The 16,655-nt window shown below is 42.1% G+C and carries 18 protein-coding genes; 4 read left to right on the forward strand and 14 right to left on the reverse strand.

Going from position 1 to position 16,655, the window contains the following annotated elements:
* Entirely contained in the window at positions 1 to 2,664 is a 2,664-nt protein-coding gene (locus JOC76_RS10035; RefSeq protein ID WP_239557656.1) for a CHASE3 domain-containing protein, read from the reverse strand.
* Positions 2,665 to 2,978: 314 nt separating this feature from the next.
* On the opposite strand from JOC76_RS10035, the gene JOC76_RS10040 reads away from it, so the two are divergent.
* A complete protein-coding gene (locus JOC76_RS10040) occupies positions 2,979 to 3,434 on the forward strand; it encodes a Dps family protein (RefSeq protein WP_372441926.1) in 456 nt (151 codons plus the stop codon).
* Positions 3,435 to 4,144: 710 nt separating this feature from the next.
* Here the strand turns inward: JOC76_RS10040 and JOC76_RS10045 are convergent.
* From JOC76_RS10045 to JOC76_RS10060, 4 genes are read right to left on the reverse strand one after another with little or no spacing between them, the layout of a single operon-like run.
* Entirely contained in the window at positions 4,145 to 5,317 is a 1,173-nt protein-coding gene (locus tag JOC76_RS10045; protein WP_205177463.1) for a SpoIIE family protein phosphatase, read from the reverse strand.
* 42 nt (positions 5,318 to 5,359) lie between these two features.
* Complete coding sequence (gene sigB / locus JOC76_RS10050) at positions 5,360 to 6,154, reverse strand: RNA polymerase sigma factor SigB (RefSeq protein WP_205177464.1); 795 nt, start codon at positions 6,152 to 6,154, stop codon at positions 5,360 to 5,362.
* Positions 6,120 to 6,590 (reverse strand): anti-sigma B factor RsbW, encoded by a 471-nt coding sequence (rsbW, locus tag JOC76_RS10055; RefSeq protein ID WP_205177465.1) that lies wholly within the window; start codon positions 6,588 to 6,590, stop codon positions 6,120 to 6,122. The genes sigB and rsbW overlap by 35 nt, the downstream gene beginning before the upstream one ends.
* Before the next feature lie 15 nt (positions 6,591 to 6,605).
* A complete protein-coding gene (locus JOC76_RS10060; protein ID WP_205177466.1) occupies positions 6,606 to 6,920 on the reverse strand; it encodes an STAS domain-containing protein in 315 nt (104 codons plus the stop codon).
* Positions 6,921 to 7,136: 216 nt separating this feature from the next.
* Here JOC76_RS10060 and JOC76_RS10065 point away from each other — a divergent pair, with 216 nt between their 5' ends.
* A complete protein-coding gene (locus JOC76_RS10065; protein ID WP_205177467.1) occupies positions 7,137 to 7,307 on the forward strand; it encodes a hypothetical protein in 171 nt (56 codons plus the stop codon).
* 124 nt (positions 7,308 to 7,431) lie between these two features.
* Here the strand turns inward: JOC76_RS10065 and JOC76_RS10070 are convergent, their stop codons facing one another.
* Entirely contained in the window at positions 7,432 to 7,887 is a 456-nt protein-coding gene (locus JOC76_RS10070) for a hypothetical protein (RefSeq protein ID WP_205177468.1), read from the reverse strand.
* Positions 7,888 to 8,075: 188 nt separating this feature from the next.
* Entirely contained in the window at positions 8,076 to 9,011 is a 936-nt protein-coding gene (locus tag JOC76_RS10075) for a magnesium transporter CorA family protein (protein ID WP_205177469.1), read from the reverse strand.
* A 109-nt stretch (positions 9,012 to 9,120) separates the two neighbouring features.
* Between JOC76_RS10075 and JOC76_RS10080 the strand changes: the two genes are divergently transcribed.
* Together JOC76_RS10080 and JOC76_RS10085 are read left to right on the forward strand one after the other, a co-directional pair.
* Positions 9,121 to 9,390, forward strand: coding sequence for a YbyB family protein (locus tag JOC76_RS10080; protein ID WP_205177470.1), 270 nt, complete (start codon positions 9,121 to 9,123; stop codon positions 9,388 to 9,390).
* 207 nt (positions 9,391 to 9,597) lie between these two features.
* A complete protein-coding gene (locus JOC76_RS10085; RefSeq protein ID WP_205177471.1) occupies positions 9,598 to 10,314 on the forward strand; it encodes a hypothetical protein in 717 nt (238 codons plus the stop codon).
* A gap of 55 nt (positions 10,315 to 10,369) precedes the next feature.
* On the opposite strand, the gene JOC76_RS10090 is transcribed toward JOC76_RS10085, so the two are convergent.
* The 7 genes from JOC76_RS10090 to JOC76_RS10120 all read right to left on the reverse strand — a co-directional run bounded on the left by JOC76_RS10090 (position 10,370) and on the right by JOC76_RS10120 (position 16,570).
* On the reverse strand, positions 10,370 to 11,038 hold the full coding sequence (locus JOC76_RS10090; protein ID WP_205177472.1) for a transaldolase family protein: 669 nt from the start codon (positions 11,036 to 11,038) through the stop codon (positions 10,370 to 10,372).
* Positions 11,039 to 11,118: 80 nt separating this feature from the next.
* Positions 11,119 to 11,484: a PTS glucitol/sorbitol transporter subunit IIA gene (locus JOC76_RS10095; protein ID WP_205177473.1), complete on the reverse strand. Its 366-nt coding sequence runs from the start codon at positions 11,482 to 11,484 to the stop codon at positions 11,119 to 11,121.
* Between the two features lie 172 nt (positions 11,485 to 11,656).
* Complete coding sequence (srlE, locus tag JOC76_RS10100; protein ID WP_205177474.1) at positions 11,657 to 12,670, reverse strand: PTS glucitol/sorbitol transporter subunit IIB; 1,014 nt, start codon at positions 12,668 to 12,670, stop codon at positions 11,657 to 11,659.
* Positions 12,671 to 12,689: 19 nt separating this feature from the next.
* Positions 12,690 to 13,241, reverse strand: a complete 552-nt coding sequence (gene srlA, locus JOC76_RS10105) for a PTS glucitol/sorbitol transporter subunit IIC (protein WP_205177475.1) — start codon at positions 13,239 to 13,241, stop codon at positions 12,690 to 12,692.
* 16 nt (positions 13,242 to 13,257) lie between these two features.
* Positions 13,258 to 13,707: a transcriptional regulator GutM gene (locus JOC76_RS10110; RefSeq protein ID WP_205177476.1), complete on the reverse strand. Its 450-nt coding sequence runs from the start codon at positions 13,705 to 13,707 to the stop codon at positions 13,258 to 13,260.
* Between the two features lie 24 nt (positions 13,708 to 13,731).
* Positions 13,732 to 15,657, reverse strand: coding sequence for a BglG family transcription antiterminator (locus JOC76_RS10115; RefSeq protein ID WP_205177477.1), 1,926 nt, complete (start codon positions 15,655 to 15,657; stop codon positions 13,732 to 13,734).
* Between the two features lie 112 nt (positions 15,658 to 15,769).
* The gene (locus JOC76_RS10120; protein ID WP_205177478.1) at positions 15,770 to 16,570 is read right to left on the reverse strand and encodes an SDR family oxidoreductase; all 801 of its coding nucleotides are present in this window, start codon (positions 16,568 to 16,570) and stop codon (positions 15,770 to 15,772) included.
* Positions 16,571 to 16,655: the final 85 nt, after the last annotated feature.

Here is a 16,655-nt window from a genome sequence, read left to right on the forward strand (position 1 = left end):
TCAATCCTGGTTCACCTGCTCTGTCAGCCAGACCCGCATCAACGAGAAAAGTTGATCAATGTTCAATGGCTTCATAATATAATCAGAAGCACCGGCTTCCATACACTTGTCTCGTTCACCCTTCATCGCCTTGGCCGTCAACGCGATAATCGGCAGACGGTGCATACCAAGGTCTTCACGAATCACTTTCATCGCTTCATAGCCGCCCATGACTGGCATCATAATATCCATAAACACGAGGTCAAACTCGCTGCCGGCTTGCAACATTTCTAAGGCCTGCTTCCCGTTATGCGCCACTTGAACGTTTACACCCTTCCGCTCTAAGGCCGTGACAAGTGCAAAAACGTTTCGGCCATCATCTTCTACTAAAAGAATTCTTTTTCCTTTAAACAGTTGCTCATCAGAAGCTTCAGCGCGGTCATCATGCGACTCCTCGCTCATCCATGTTTGTGCTTCGGTTCCTTCACTCGCCGCAGCGACTTCCTCCAATGCCAGCTGAACCTCATCCAGCACATGATCGTCCGCTTCCAACCGACTCGGTATATATAACGTAAATGTACTTCCTTTTTGCGGCTCGCTTTCGACTTCAAGTGCACCGCCAAGCAAACGGGTAAATTCGCGGCAAATCGATAAGCCAAGCCCCGTGCCGCCATATTGGCGGTTGGTCGTGCCGTCCACCTGCTGGAAGGCATCAAAAATAATCTGCTGTTTATCTTGTGGAATGCCGATTCCTGTATCGGTTACAGAGATCGCTAGGACCGGTTCTCTCGTTTGTTTATCGAGTAACAGCTTTACTTTTTCAAAAGGAGCTAGTTTAATTTGTAACGTAACGCTGCCCTGCTCTGTAAATTTAAACGCATTGGATAATAGATTCTTGATGATCTGCTGCAATCGTTGTCCATCCGTCGAGATGACAGGCGGTACATTGGGCTCCGTCATGATTTCAAACTGTAAATTCCTTTTCGCTGCCACTGGGTTAAACATATTCCTTATGGTTTGTGGAAGCTCCGTCACATTGACTTCATCTGTTAAAATTTCAATTTTTCCAGCCTCGATTTTCGATAAATCCAGGATATCATCGATTAGGCGGAGCAAATCGGCACCCGATGTGTTGACGACTCGCGCGTATTCGGCCACTTCCTCCTGGTCCATATCGGCGTTACTCTCCATCAACATCTGCGACAGGATGAGAATGCTGTTTAATGGTGTGCGGAGCTCATGTGACATATTGGCAAGGAAATCGGTTTTATATTGGGAACTCATCCTCAATTTCAACGAATAATCCTCAAGCTCGTCCTTCGCCTTCTTGAGTTCGATTGCCCGGTTTTCGGCATATTCCTTTTGTTCTTCCAGGTATTCATTGGACAGCCGCAATTGTTCTTGCTGCATTTGTAATTCTTCGGATTGAGCCTGGAGCTCTTCTGATTGCGCTTGTAACTCTTCGGTCATGACTTGCGATTCCGCAAGAAGCCTTTCTACTTCCATTCGTCCCGATACACTTGAGATGGACGAGCCGAATTTATCCTGAAGCAAATCCAACAATGTCAGATGCTGGGAATCGAATGGCTGAAGGGCGGCAAGTTCGACGACTGCTTCGACTTGATCTTCAAAAAGAATCGGGGCAATTAATAGATTACTTGGGTTCGAGGTGCCTAACCCTGTTGTAATTTTAAAATGATCTTCTGGTATTTGATCGATGAGAAAAATTCGTTTATCAAGGGCTGCTTGTCCGACGATTCCTTCGCCTAATTTGAAGCGGCTCTTCACGAGGTCGTCATCCGTAATCGCATAGCCGGCCACTTTGACAAAGTCTATTTCGCCCCCTTGATTGCGGCGAAGATAGACCACCCCGTATGCTGCTCCGAGCAAGGGAGTCATTTTGTTAATAAATAGCCGGGTCAGTTCGTTTATGTCGGTAATTCCTTGATATAAAGTGGAAATGTCGGTCAGGCTCTTTTGCACCCAGTTGTGCTTGTCAAGAGCACTAAGCAACTCATTCATCGCATCAGCTAGTTCCCGGGTCTCGTCCCTTGTTTTCACCTCGATCCGCGCTGTCAGGTCGACATTGGAATTTGTATCGGTTATTCCTTTAATGGTTGTTACTACCTGTTTAATGGTTTTCACAATCGAGTTCGATAAGACCACGGCGATGGCAATCGTAAAGGCTGTCACTAAAATTATGATCCCGTATAAAATTAACTTGAGATTGTTCGTATGCTCATTGAGCTGATTGGTTCGTTTCGCTGTCAATTCCTTTTCTGTAGCAAGAAAGGAATCAAACTGGGTACGGAGCTGGTCAGTGATATTCTTGCCCTTGTTTTCCTTGAAATGCTTCGTTAATGCCGTCGTTTCATGGTTTCTTTTCGCATTGATCACATATTCGCCGGAATCTGTGATCCAGTTTTCTATCAATGGTTTCATCTCTTCCAAATTCCGCTGCTGGGCTCCGTTATCGGCTAGCAGGGAATGGAGGTTATTGTAATTATCGAGCCAGCTCCGGCTTCCTTCATTATAGGGTTCGAGGTACTGTTCATCTCCTGTTATGGCATAGCCCCTCATTCCGGTTTCCATGTCGAGGACATTTTTTTGGATTTGATTCGCAAGGTCGTGTATTTCGATATCGTGTTCTGTCAGATAGTCTACTTCATCTTGCAAATCTGTCATTCTATTAATGACGGTTAATAGTGACAGAACCAAGCAAATTAAGATCGATAGGTATCCGATGATAATTTTTGCATGAATATTGAAGTTAAAGCCTTTTATGGTTACCGCCCCCTCTATGGAAATATCCTTATTTTAACATGTAAACAGCCGATTTTAGCTTGATTATATAAGATTGGTACTATGGTAATAGTTATTCATCAGTCTATTTATCTACCCTCTTTTTAGTAGTTTGAAACTTTTTTTAAAAAAAATTTTGGTGGTTTCAAATGGTTTATCGGTGGGTATTGAATAGGTATCACAATCATGCTGGAGGGATGAAAATGCCAAAAACAAAGGTATCATCAACGGAGATTCTCAATAAGCAAACAGCTAACTTTTCTGTTATGTATATGAAGCTTCATCATTTTCATTGGTATGTAAAAGGGGAAAACTTTTTCACGCTGCATATGAAGTTTGAGGAATTGTACACGGAGGCCGCGCTGCATCTGGATACGATCGCTGAAAGGATGCTGTCGCTTGGCGAGAGGCCGGTGTCTACTCTTAAAGAGCAGTTGGAGCTTGCTTCCATTCAGGAAGCCAGCGGGGATGAGAATGCAACGGAGATGGTCCAGGCATTGGTGGATGATTTTGACAAGGTTTGCGGTGAATTGACCGAGGGAATTACTGTGGCCGAGGAGAATGAGGATCAGCCGACTGCCGATATGTTTATTGCGATTCGGACTTCGCTTGAGAAGCATTGCTGGATGTTTAAGGCGTATTTAGCAGAGTAGGTTAAGAGGGTGCTAGATTGAAGGCTGGCACCCTTTCATCATGACTAACCCTGATGGTGTCAAGTTGTGTTGGTTATGATTATGCCCCTTTTATATCTACCGTTTTTGCGATTTTCTTGTTCGCTTGGGCGTTATGAACACCATATAACTACCATTCTTGCTTTTTCTTCGCTCACTCGGGCGTTATGAACCCTTTATAACTACCATTCTCGCTTTTTCTCCGCTCTCTCGGGCGTTATGAACCCTTTATAACTACCATTCTCGCTTTTTTTCCGTTCTCTTGGGCGTTATGAACACCTTATAACTACCATTCTTGCTTTTTCTTCGCTCTCTCGGGCGTTATGAACCCTTTATAACTACCATTCTCGCTTTTTCTCCGCTCACTCGGGCGTTATGAACACCTTATAACTACCATTCTTGCTTTTTCTCCGCTCTCTCGGGCGTTATAAACATCTTATAATGACCATTTTTCCAATTTATAAGCTTAAAAGGACAATATAAATTTTTTTATTGCCCCATCAAATGCCTATTTTTCTTTTTTGAGCAAAATCGTCTTTTATTTTGCCCGTTCAAACTCTTTTCCCTCGCGCTCGGGCACAATCCGCAACCTATTGTGCCTGTCCGACCTACTTTTCCACAGCGCCTGGGCACAATTACAACTTAACCTGCCCGCATAACCATTTTTCCTCGTTCACAGACATAATCAACCTCTAATCATGACCACCATCCGTCCTCACCATCACCAAACACATATCATCCTTCGAACCAGCCAGCATCTTCGAATTTGGCTGCAGCATTTCAAATAATTCCTTAGGATCCTCATTCTCTTGCAACCCACTAATCAGTTTCGCAACAGGATCCCCGTACTCCTCTTCAAGCCACTCCGACAATCCGTCCGTAAAAAGCAGAATACGGGCGCTATCCTGAAAAGGAATAACCCCCTTGGTCGCATCAATCTCTTCAAAAAAGCCCAGTGGAACACAGCTATTCTTCATCAGCTTCACTTCCCCATCCACAATCGCAATCCCTGACGGATGGCCGGCATTCACATATTCAATCGTCTGCTCCACCGTATCCAGCACAAAATAAATCGCTGTAAAATAATAGCTTTCCAAACTATCAGGCATCTGCAGCTGATTCATCCGCCGGTTAAGCTCTTTCATCACGACCTCGGGGTCACACATACCCGTAATGGTATCCTTTAATGCAGAATATATGTACATACAAACCAAGGAAGAAGAAATCCCGTGCCCCATCATATCAAGCAAAATCACCCCATAGCGACACGGGCTAATTTGATACCAGGCATACAAATCACCAGCGAGCTCAAAGGACGGCTTGTAGACAGCTGAAATCGTCACATCTTCTTTTTTAATCGGATCACTCAGCATGCTAAGCTGCACCTGTTTAGCCAAATCCAGCTCATGCTGAATCCTCTTATCCCGTTCTTTACGGAGATCCTTTTCATGCTTTAACCGGAGGACAGAGCGGATTCGCGCCAGCAGCTCCACTTTATTAATCGGTTTCATTACATAATCTAAGGCACCTGCATCCATCGCTTCAGCCATCTTATACGAATCGCCCATAGCAGTCACGATAATAATCGGCAAATCCACGTAGCGCTCATGGGCAAGAACCGTCCGGCAAGCTTCTAAGCCATCAATCTCCGGCATCATCAAATCCATCAAAATTAAATCGACCGGAACCTCTGCCGAAACTGAAACCTTAACCGCCTCCCCCGGATTAGATCCATCCAGCTGTAAATACTGATATAACTCCCTAGCAGAAGACAACGAAACTAAACAATCATATCCCGCCTTCTGCAAAATCTTCTCAATTATCATCAGATTCGTCTTATTATCATCCACAATAACAATATTCATCATGATCTCCTCGTTATTGGTGACAGGCACCATTTGTTGTATTTAGACAGTGTTTACTCCGTGGTGGGAGTCGATGTTGAGTTCTTTGCGGAGTTTTGCGATTGCCTTTTTCTGGAGACGGGAGACGTGCATTTGTGAGATTCCTAGTTTCTCACCTGTTTCTTTTTGACTCTTATTCTCGACAAACGTGCATTGGATAATCTCTTTTTCTCGTTCTGATAATACATGGAGGGCACTCTCAAGCAACAGTTTTCGGTCTACTTTTTCAAAGCCTTCATCTGGGGACCCGATGATGTCTAAAGCCGTAACTGCATTTCCTTCCGAGCCGGTTTCGATTGGCATATCGACGGAGGCGGTTTGATAGCTCTTTCCCATCTCCATGGCTTCCAAAACATCCTCTTCTGAGATTTCTAGATACTCTGCGATTTCATGGATTTTGGGAGAGCGCTGGTATTGATTGGTCAACTCGTCCACGACGGTTTTAATCTTTGGCCAGATTTCTTTAATTTTTCTCGGAACATGGACACTCCACGTTTTATCGCGTAAAAACCGCTTGATCTCCCCGATTACCGTCGGAATGAGAAACGTTTCAAACGATCTCCCCGCACCTTGATCATATCTTTTCAGCGCGGCCAATAACCCGAGCATTCCTACTTGCATGATATCTTCGTGAAAATCTCTTCCCTTTGAATATTTCCTGGCAAGGCTTCCGACCAGTGCCGTATAATGTTCCACTAAAACGTTTTGGGCTAAGGAGTTTTCATTTTGTTGAAATTCTCGTATCAGGGCATCGATTTCTTGCTTAGTTCGCCTCATGGGTTGTGGCAGTTGTCCCATTATTCTCACGCTCCCCACTTAGATACTTCGCCATGAAGACCGTTACACCGGAATGATCCAAGACACGGACTTCGTCCATGAGTGTTTCGATTAAAAAGAGACCTAACCCTCCTTCTGACAGTTGTTCCATTGTACTTGCTTCCGTATAAGGTCCTAGTTCGTTTTTGGTTTCAACAAAATCAAAGCTCACCCCGCTATCCGCGACCATGACCTCCAACTTGTCGTCATAAATGCCAAAGCCTAAGGTTACTTCACCGTCTTCTTTAATTCCATATGCATGTTGAACCGCATTCGTACAGGCCTCACTAACAGCAATTTTCATATCCTCAATTTCCTCGTATGTATATCCCATGCGGCTCGCAATTCCTGATAACGTCAATCGAATCACACCAACATATTCTGGTTTTGCCGGAATCTTCATTTCAATATAATCCATCTTGTCCCCACCTTTTTAATTTACCGAAATATTCATAATTTTATCGAGACCTGTAATCTCAAAGAGTCTTCTTAACCGCTCCGATAACTCCACAAGCCTTAATTCCCCACCATTTTCTTTCAGTTTTTTAAAAATCCCCACAAATACACCAAGACCCGTACTGTCTAAATACGATACATCCTTCAGATTAATAATCATCGTTGTATTTTTCCCGTCAGCAAGCGGTAATAATTCCTCTCTAAGGTTTGATGCTGTAAAAGCATCAATTTCGCCGACCAGCCTCACAGACACTTCCTCTTTCTTCTGATGTACATCTACACTTAAATTCATTCCATCATCACCTCTGAGATATTTATGGTATATATACCACTATATAAAAACTCTAAACCTACTTTTTTAAAAAAATTTTGGAATCATGGGGACGGTTCTCCTGCTTCCACGGAAGCAGGAGAACCGTCCCCATGATTCACGTGATTCCTATTATTATACCAAATTGTTTCATTTTCTATTAATTGGGTATATAAAGGCTAGGAAGGAGTGAGTGAGATGGATGAACGGAATAAACTAAAGACGAAATTGAAGGTAGAAGCTAAGAAGAATGGTTCGATGGCTCAAGATTTTAATGAAGTGAAGAAGCTTGGGAAGGAAATGAAAAGTGCTAAGACTGGTTCTGAACTGAAACAGGAAGATAACTTAACTCCAGATCCATTGCAATAGTGAAAAGCGGCCAATTCGGGGGCCGTTATTTTTTTGCCATACTCTTTCACTTTTAAGCTAAAAGGGGCCTGCGCCCATGTCGAGTGCAAGCCCCCCTATTTATGTTAAATATCGAATCCCATCATCAGATTTGTTTATCGAGCGGGTCGTCTTGCCCATATCGCTGATAAAATTCATTCACCTGCTTTTCAGGATGGGAATCTCCATTCTTTTTTCGTAATTCCTCACTACCTTCTTGTTGAAGGTCTCGCCCATCACTCTTAGCAATGTTATAACCAGAGAGGTGCAGACCTTGTTCGCCGCGTTCCCGCTGTCCATTACCATCTTGTCCATTCTGGTTCCGTTCATCCTCTTGGCAAGTTTGACTCTCGCTTGATTGTCCATTACGCCTAAATTGCTCTTGATTCCTTGCCTGAGCATTTTGCCCATCCATCACTGGAAGATCATCGACTCTATGCCCATACTTTTGCTTTAATTCCTTCTCGTCGTTCCCTGATGTCTGCTCATTTTTATAAAGAGCGTCATCGCCCTTCATACCTGCTTCTTCCATATTCGTCGGTTCCGCATAACTCTTCGCCATGTTTAGTTCCTCCTTTTTTATCTTCCGAGACTGCTGTTTTTCATCCCTAGTCATTCAACAGGTTTTACCGAACAGGAGACCACATATTTCAACCACCCTCTTTCTTTCAAATGCTAGATTCTTTTTTCAGGATAGCTTTTTGCTAGCCTTGTTCATGTAGTACCACCACATCACACATCTCAAACCTCCTATTTAAAAAACGATCCCTTCTTTTTCCCCTTTAACAGGTCGCCCGTCCAGCCTTTATTTTTGATAAAATAATATAATAAAGCCGTTGAAACGAGGATGAGAACAATTGCGAACATATAGCCATAGCGCCATTCGAGCTCAGGCATATGCTTAAAATTCATACCCCATAACGATCCGAAGGCCATAATCGGTGTAAAAATGGTCGTCATCACCGTTAAGGTTTTCATGATTTCATTTCCGCGATGCGAGGAGATGACCTCTTCTAAATTGATGAGCGAATCGATTTCATGTTCATACTCATTGAGCAAAACCATCGCCCGTTCAATCCGTTTGCATGTGCACGTAAAAAACTCTCCATCCTGAATATCCGGAAAATTGATTTCGTCTATCGCCATTTTCACTTCGTTGATCGGAATTAATAAATTTTTGCAAATCAACAATTCATGCCGGCGCTTATAGACCAGTTCAAGGATCCCAATTTCATTTCTTTTTCGCACACTCCAAATCAGAATTTTGAGTGTCTCCTCAAACCGATCAATTTCGACGAGCATTTCATTCATCAATTCCCCGAGGAAAAGCAAAAAGCCCTCAACAGCATTATTTGTTCGTGATAATAGACGGTAAAGTGCGTCCTGATTCATCGAGCCGATTTCAAGGTCAGAAGTGATTAACTGACCGCTTGTTAAAAAGAAATGAAAAATCTTATAATCGTTTTCATCTGAATAGCTTTGTTTATAGATAAGGGACCCGTTGATGACTTTTTCGCCATTCTCTAGACTAGTTACACGTAAGCTATTGGTTTTATCTTTTCCGATATGGTTCAGCCAAGATGTCATAACAGGGTCCTCTTCATTGCTGGATGACTGGTTAAGATCCATTTTTTCGCTGTTCCAATCTAACCACTTCCACTGGTTCCTGCCGATTAATTTTTCCAAAAGAATCCCTCCTCTTTACACTAATCCCCGTAATTTAACTAATTTAAACGTTTCATCTTCATTGTTAACGGGTATTAGAAAAACTAAATAGCTTAAGGAGGGAATTTTCATGAAACGTGTCTTAAGTACGAGCTCACTTTTAGCTGTAGGAGTTGGGGCTTCGGCTGTACTGTGGCTGCGTCATAAAACTAACCGAATTAAGGCCGAAACACTTCTCCGAGAGTGGAAGCGAAAGATTTTTCCAACAGTTTATCAAAAAAGCGAGCAGCTTCCGATTCATAAAGGTGGGCATCCGCATCCACATGATATAGAAGATAACAAAATGGTCGACGAAGGTGCGATGTACTCGGTTCAGTTTTATAATGAAAAATTACAGTAACAGGTTGGGGCTTTCAATGCCCCAACTCTTTTTAAATTATAAGAAAGTATAAATTTTGACTTCAAGAATTGTCCAGCTCCAGCGCCTAGCCCCTCGAGGTCTTAAGCCACTCCCAAAAGGAAGGCAAAAAGCGCCTTCTTTTTGGGAGCGTCTTAAGCTTGTCGGGGCTGTTCAAGGCGTTTACGCTTTTCTAATGAGGTGATCATTTTGCTGTTTTTGTTCATCTACCTAGTCATTATTTTGGCCGTGATTAAAATATTTGTGATTTTATTTCGTTTAACCGGGCTGAAGGTGGAGGTTTCGCGGTTTCAAGTGATTTCGATGATGACGGGAACCGGCTTTACAACGGGAGAGTCTGAGTTAATCTTAGGTCACCCGGTTCGCCGGAAGCTCGCCATCTTCCTCATCTTGTTTGGCGCGTTTTCTCTTGCAGTCATCATTTCCTCCATTAGTGAATTTCTTTCCAAAGGTCTGCGGGAGAAGGAAATCTTTATTGGTACCGGCGCTGTCATCGCCGTTTTCCTTGTGTTAAAAATAGAATCCGTTCGGCTGGGACTTGCTAAGGTTTTTCATCGGGAATTGAAGCAGAAGATTGAACTGGCGGATCTACCGATGAGGGATGTTTTTTTGAAAAATAAAGAAGATTTTCTGCTCCATCTTTCTATTTATGAGGACTCTACTCTTGTCCATCGTACCATTAACGAGGCGGTCAAAGAGCATGATGAGTTAGCGTTAGTCTTCTTGTTTATTCAGCGAGGTGATATCAGAATTCGTAAACATCTCTATGATACGAGGCTTCATGAAGGAGATCAGCTTCTGATTTATGGTGTAAAAGACGTCGTCTTAACTATTCTACACGAGGATATATCTATCATGAAAAAAAATCAAAAGAACCGCGAACTTCCATCAAATCATTTCCTATGATCAAAAAACTATACGCGGTTCTTTTCTTTTTTTCCGCATGCTAATGGTAACTATCTTATACTAAAGCTCCCACCCCATACATGCTTTGCCACTCTTTTTTAAATGCTTCAACATCTTGAGTGGTAGCGGGAAAGGCGATACATTTCTTGATAAGGTCTGTGCCCACCGTGACACTTTGGGCACCTGAAAGGCAAACATCATGGACTTGCTGAACATTTTTAAAGCTAGCTGCTATGATTTTGGTTGGTAATTGATAGGAGGATAATAGGGTCGCAATCTCCGAGACAACCTTGACACCACTACCTGTTAAATTATCAATTCGGTTCACATATGGAGCCACATATTTTGCTCCTGCCATCGCTGCAATCAGAGCTTGAAGCGGGGTATAGATTGTCGTTCCCAAAGTTGAAATATTCTCTGCAGTTAATCGTTTAATGGCTTTAATACCCTCTTCTGTCACCGGGACCTTTACAACAACCGCTCCTGAAAGCTGGTTGCAAATATTCCTTGCCTCTTCGACCATTTCTTCCGCTTTTTCCCCCACTACCTGAACAAATAGTTCCTTGTCCTCGCCGATTACTTCGCGAATATCTTTTAGAAGTTCTAAATAAGGGCGATTTTCTTTCACGATAATGGATGGATTCGTTGTCACTCCTGCAATTGGATAGTACTCCTGTATGTACGCAATTTGTTTTAGATCAGCCGAATCAATATACAATTTCATTTACATGTACCCCCTTAAAGTCAAAGGCTTAATCTATTGGAGATTAAGCCTTTTGGTTAGTGATTGATGTAGATTGGAGACTATTCGCTGATAATTTTTAGTACTGAACCGACTTCTAATGCTGGAAGCTCTTTATCCTCTAGATATAGCGTCCCCGGTAATTCCGGTACAGATGAGCCATCGAATCGTAAGGTAATGTGTCCTAATGTGGTAAGGTTTCGTTGAACTACATCACCTACTGAGGTAATTTTGAACTTTTCATTGTTGATATAAAGGGTTTGCCCTGCTTGGATCTCCTCATCCACATTTACAACGTCGATATTATAGCAAAAATCTTTTAGATCCTGCGGAGCTGCATCGCCAAATAAAATCAGCATTTTTTCCTCTAAGAATGAATTCGCCATTGCACCGATACTTTTTACTTGATTCTCATAGATTGTTTTCATATTCTCGTGGCATTGGCAACTAGCGTTGCCGAGCCGCATACCTCCAATTCCTTTTTTTAAGTTAGTATTAATAAAATGTTAGACTCTTTTAAATTAGTTGTTGATTGCAGCCAAGGGCGTCAAGCTACCCGCGGGCGTGTCGGGCAATAACCGACAACACTACTTTCAAATCTTAGCTATATAATCCAAAGCTTGCCAGCCAAGCGACAAAGACCCTTGGGACCCCGATTAAGAAACGCGAGTAGAGAACGGAAGGTACCCCTACTTCGACGGTTTCAGCCTCCGCTTCTGCAAGTCCTAAACCGACAGGAATGAAATCACAGGCATTTTGGGTATTGATGGCAAACAATGCTGGCAACGCCAAGTTTGGTGAAATATTCCCCTTGCCGATTTCCACACCAATCAGTGTACCAATAACCTGGGCAATAACAGCACCTGGGCCAAGTAACGGGGATAGAAATGGTAAAGAACAGATAAAGCCAATTAACAGTAATCCCCAAATATTACCGGCAAGCGGCGACATTAGCTTCGCAAATAGATTCCCAATTCCAGAGCCTTGGATAATGCCGATTAGCAAGGATACAAAGGCCATAAACGGAATAATCGTATTGATCATGGTTTGGACTGCATCACGACCTGCTTGATAAAACGTATTAATAACCTTACCAGCACCAAGTCCAAATTTTGTTATGATGCTTTTATTCTTTTTAGCTGCCAACGTTTGAGAAATCTTTTGATCCGTACTATATTTATATTCTCTTTCCGGCTCGGGTAATTTTTCTGCTGCCGCAGCCACTTGGACCTCCGCACCGTCAACTAGCTGGATCTGATCAACATCAACGGCAGACACATAAATATCTTCTGTAATATGTTTAGCTAATGGACCACTTTTACCCGTTGGCATAATATTAACCGTTGGAATCCGTTTTTGCGGATAAATTCCACAGCGTAAGGTACCCCCGCAATCAATAATCGCTAGCGCAATTTGCTCATCTGGAACCGAGGTTTGGAAGCCGTTCACTGCCTCCATGCCCGTTAGTTCAACAATTTTATCGACGATGGCTGGCTTGGCACCCCCGCCTGTAATATAAACGATTTTATTTTTAGTAGCAGTTGGCTTAATGGTCAACGGACCCCCAAAACCACCGCTTCCTTTTACAATTTTAATTGAACGATACTCAGTCATCCTAATCCCTCCCTACATCCTAGTGATGTAATTTCACTTCTGTTTTTAATTTAATCCCTTGTTGCTTTTCAACCAATTTGGTTGTAAAGTCAGTAATCCAACCTGCAAAGAAGTTCATCACTAAGCCGACTAGAAGGTAGCGGACAGCCAACTCTGCTGTATTGAAGCCGAGCTTTTCGATCCCTGCTGAAATTCCTAGGAAGATAAACAATTCACCTGGGTTGATATGTGGGAATAATCCATTACTTGTATGACAGAAGTAAGCACCCGAAGCATAATAGCTTGGTTTATATTTTTCTGGTAAAAAACGTCCTAATGATAAGGCCATTGGATTTCCTAACATGAACGATCCAATAAACGGTAGTACTAAATATCTTAATAACGGGTTTTTACTAGAAGCCATCGCCAGCCTGTTAATTCTTTTTTCTCCGATCAACTGAATCAACGTATTCATCGCAACCATCAATAACAAAACAACTGGTACGATTCCTTTCATCCATGAAAGAAACGTCGATGCACCGGTTTGGAACAACTTCATAAAGCCTTCGGCAAAAATAACGATATAATCCATTTACGCTCACCTCTAATTATTTTTTAATTGTAGCCACGCGTTCTGCTTGCAGCATCATCCGTTTAAAGAGACTATTCTTTTCCGGAATTTCTCCTCCGCTCATGATAACCTTGTAATTGTGTACCGCATCAAGAATGGCTAATCTTAGTAATTTATTGCAGTGTGTTAAATCTTTTTCTTCAATCGTTCTAATATTTTTATCTTCAAAACCGGGCAGATCCTTCACTTTCGCCATAACCGTAACCCCCTGAATCTTTTTCGCCTTCAGGATTTTACCATTATTGGTTACCGCAAACATGACGATGGTTCCGGAGCGAATCTTTCCAGGCTTTTTGCCAATCGCTACCTTTCCAATTCTTCTCAGTTCTGCATACGCTTTCGAAAAATGCTTGATTTGGAGATAACCTAATGCCATTTGAAAAATAAAGGCACCAGCCATAAAAATCATGATGATAAAAATTTGCATTTTTTCACATCCTCACAAATTGATTTATGTCGTTCTGCTCACTTGCTCAAGGTATCTGGATAGTTCTTCATAGCTAGTCGTCTCAGCCAATTGATTCACAAGCTGTTTATTAGCAGCAATTCGAATGATTTCATCGTAAATCTTCACTAAAAGACTCGCATCATGATCGGTCTGTCCCGGAATTCCCAACAAGAAAACCAGTTTGATTTCTTTCCCATCGGACATGACGCTCTCTGGAAAGACACCCAGTGCCAGCTCAATGGTGTTAGAGTTATGGTTAACCGTATGGGGCAAGGCAATGTATTGGTCAAAGACCATCGAGCCTTTTTCGGCGCGTGCCCTTAACCGTTCCTCAAATCCCTCATCGAGATAGCCCTTCAAGACTAAATCATCAATCATCACCCGGACATTTTCTCGATAATCCTTTTGGCTATCTAAGATGAAGTACTTATCCTCATTGGTTAATAGCTTGATAATTGAATGATCATTGCCTTTATCTTTTAGCTTAAATTTCTGTAAATACGTCACTCTTTCAATTTGCTGTGAAATGCTTTTTTCATCAAAGATTTCATTGATCTGGATTAATGGGGCATCTGTCTCAAATGCAAGCTGGACCGTTGAAAAAATCATATCATAATCGGCTAACCGTTCCTTCGTTACGTCTGATTCTGAAAATAAGTCGATCTTGGTGTGTAGATTTAACACCCGTTGAAGCTGAATCGCCACCAGTTTTGCCGTACCACGGCCCGTTCCACAAATCACCGCCACTTGCCGTAAGCGTTTCACCTTCACTTCATTTTGCGCGATGAATACGCCGAAATAGAAGGCGATGTAGCCCAGCTCATCTTCGGAAACGTGTAAACCATACTCTGCTTCAATCACATTTCCAGCGATTTCTGCCATTTTGAATGCAACCGGGTATTTTTCCTTCACATCCATAAGCAGTGGGTTGGTGATCCTCATTCCAAACATCAAGCGATTTAGCATAAACGTTAAATGGTATTGCAGGTCCTCAAAGAATTCCTTATTTTCAAGGAAGATTCCCTTTTCAAAGCCTACTGCCTCCATTATTTTTTCCAACAGATTTTTCACATCTTCTGTAACGGTTACGTCGGCCATGGTCCGATTGTTCGTCGGTGTTCTGCGTCCGGCAATCGGTAACGTAATGAACAAAATTTCCGGCTGCGGAATTTTTATAGGCAAATGCCTTTCAATCGCGGCAGCTATATCTAACGCAAGATGATAGTCCTTCGTATCAATTAGTTGCTGGTGCTTCTCATAGATTTCTGGAAGCGGATGTTCCTTTAACAAACGATCAAGCATGATAATAACAAAACGGATTAGCCGATTTTGCGTGGTTGATTCCAAATCAAACTGATTCGCAATCCGTATAACCTCCTCTTTTATGTCTTCATCCAGTGGATAACCGCTATATAAATAATCATAGAGGTTATCCAGAATAAAGAAACGAAGGTTCAGTTCATCTCCACTTAAATAAATCCCTTTGTTTTGTTTACCAAGTATCGAAAGATGATAGGTTTCTAAGACAACAGATGCTTTTTTTAATTCATTAACTAGAGTTGTCCTGCCAATGTTCATTTCAAAAGCCAATTCATCGAGCGTGCTGATTTCATCGCTGTTCACTAGTCGATCAATGATAAAAGCGATTCGGCTTTGCGGTGAATCCTGCTGACTTTTCTCTGAATGGAATTTTTTCAACAAGTTCTCAAATGATAGCTCATCCTCAATGATTAAATGGTAGCCTTTCCCCTTTTCATTGACTAATGATGCGATGCCTTCCAAGTCGCTGTTTAACTGTTTACTATAATTTCGAACGGTTCTTGTGCTTACCCCCATTGCTTCAGCGAGATACTCCAAGGAGCAGTAAGTTTTCTTTCTTACCATCTCCATCATTTGAACAACTCGTTCATCCATCATAAAATCAGACATTTCCTCACCACCTTCTTCTAAAAACCAATGCCAAAATTATATCTAAAAAACAATGTTATGGACAGTTAATAGGCATTGTTCCTTCCCAGTATTGGCATTTGTCCGTCACGTCTTAACCGCGAGATTTACCACCTGAGATATTGAGTGTTGTACCAGTAATATAGCTAGAACGGTCGGAAGCAAGGTAAGAAACAAGCTCACCTACTTCATATAATTTTCCTTCTCTCGCTAAAGGAATCGACTTGCTATAATCGGTTGCTAACCCATCGACTGTCACACCACGGGTATACGCCAATGCTTCATTATAAGCGTCTGTTCTAAGTCCAGTCGTTTCCATGATTCCAGGAGCCACGGCTACCACACGGATATTGTACTTTCCTAATTCTTTTGCCCATGCACGAGTGAAAGAAATGACCGCGCCTTTTGTTGCAGAATAACAACTTTGTCCTGCAGAGCCTTCTTGCCCAGCTTCAGAAGCAATATTGACAATCACACCTTTATTTTGCTTGAGCATTTCCTTGGCGGCAGCCTGTGAACAAAGGAAAGGACCCTTTTGGTTAACCGCTACCATGAAATCAAAGTCTTTTTCACTTAACTCGTATTCTGATCTTTCTCCTTTAACATCTACTAATAGTCTAGGAAGGTTGATTCCCGCATTATTGACGAGAATATCGACAGACCCGAATAACTCCACCGTCTTTGACACCATTAGGTCAACGCTTTCTTTTTTCGTTACATCACACTTTATAAAATAAGTTCCATCATCCTGTGGACCTTCTTCTACATTCAGGTCCGAAACAATCACTTTTGCTCCATTTTTTCTTAGTTCCTCTGCAATACTTAATCCGATGCCAGATGCACCGCCCGTTACAATTGCTACTTTACCTTCTAATTCAAGCCAAGATGTATCCAATCTATATTCCTCCTAATCTTTCAAGTTATAAAAGCGATTCAACTTATGTTTAAAGTATAAAAATTTTCTTGCATTGAATTAATAC

Source organism: Neobacillus cucumis, from assembly GCF_016908975.1.
GTDB classification, from domain to species: Bacteria; Bacillota; Bacilli; order Bacillales; family Cytobacillaceae; genus Neobacillus; species Neobacillus cucumis.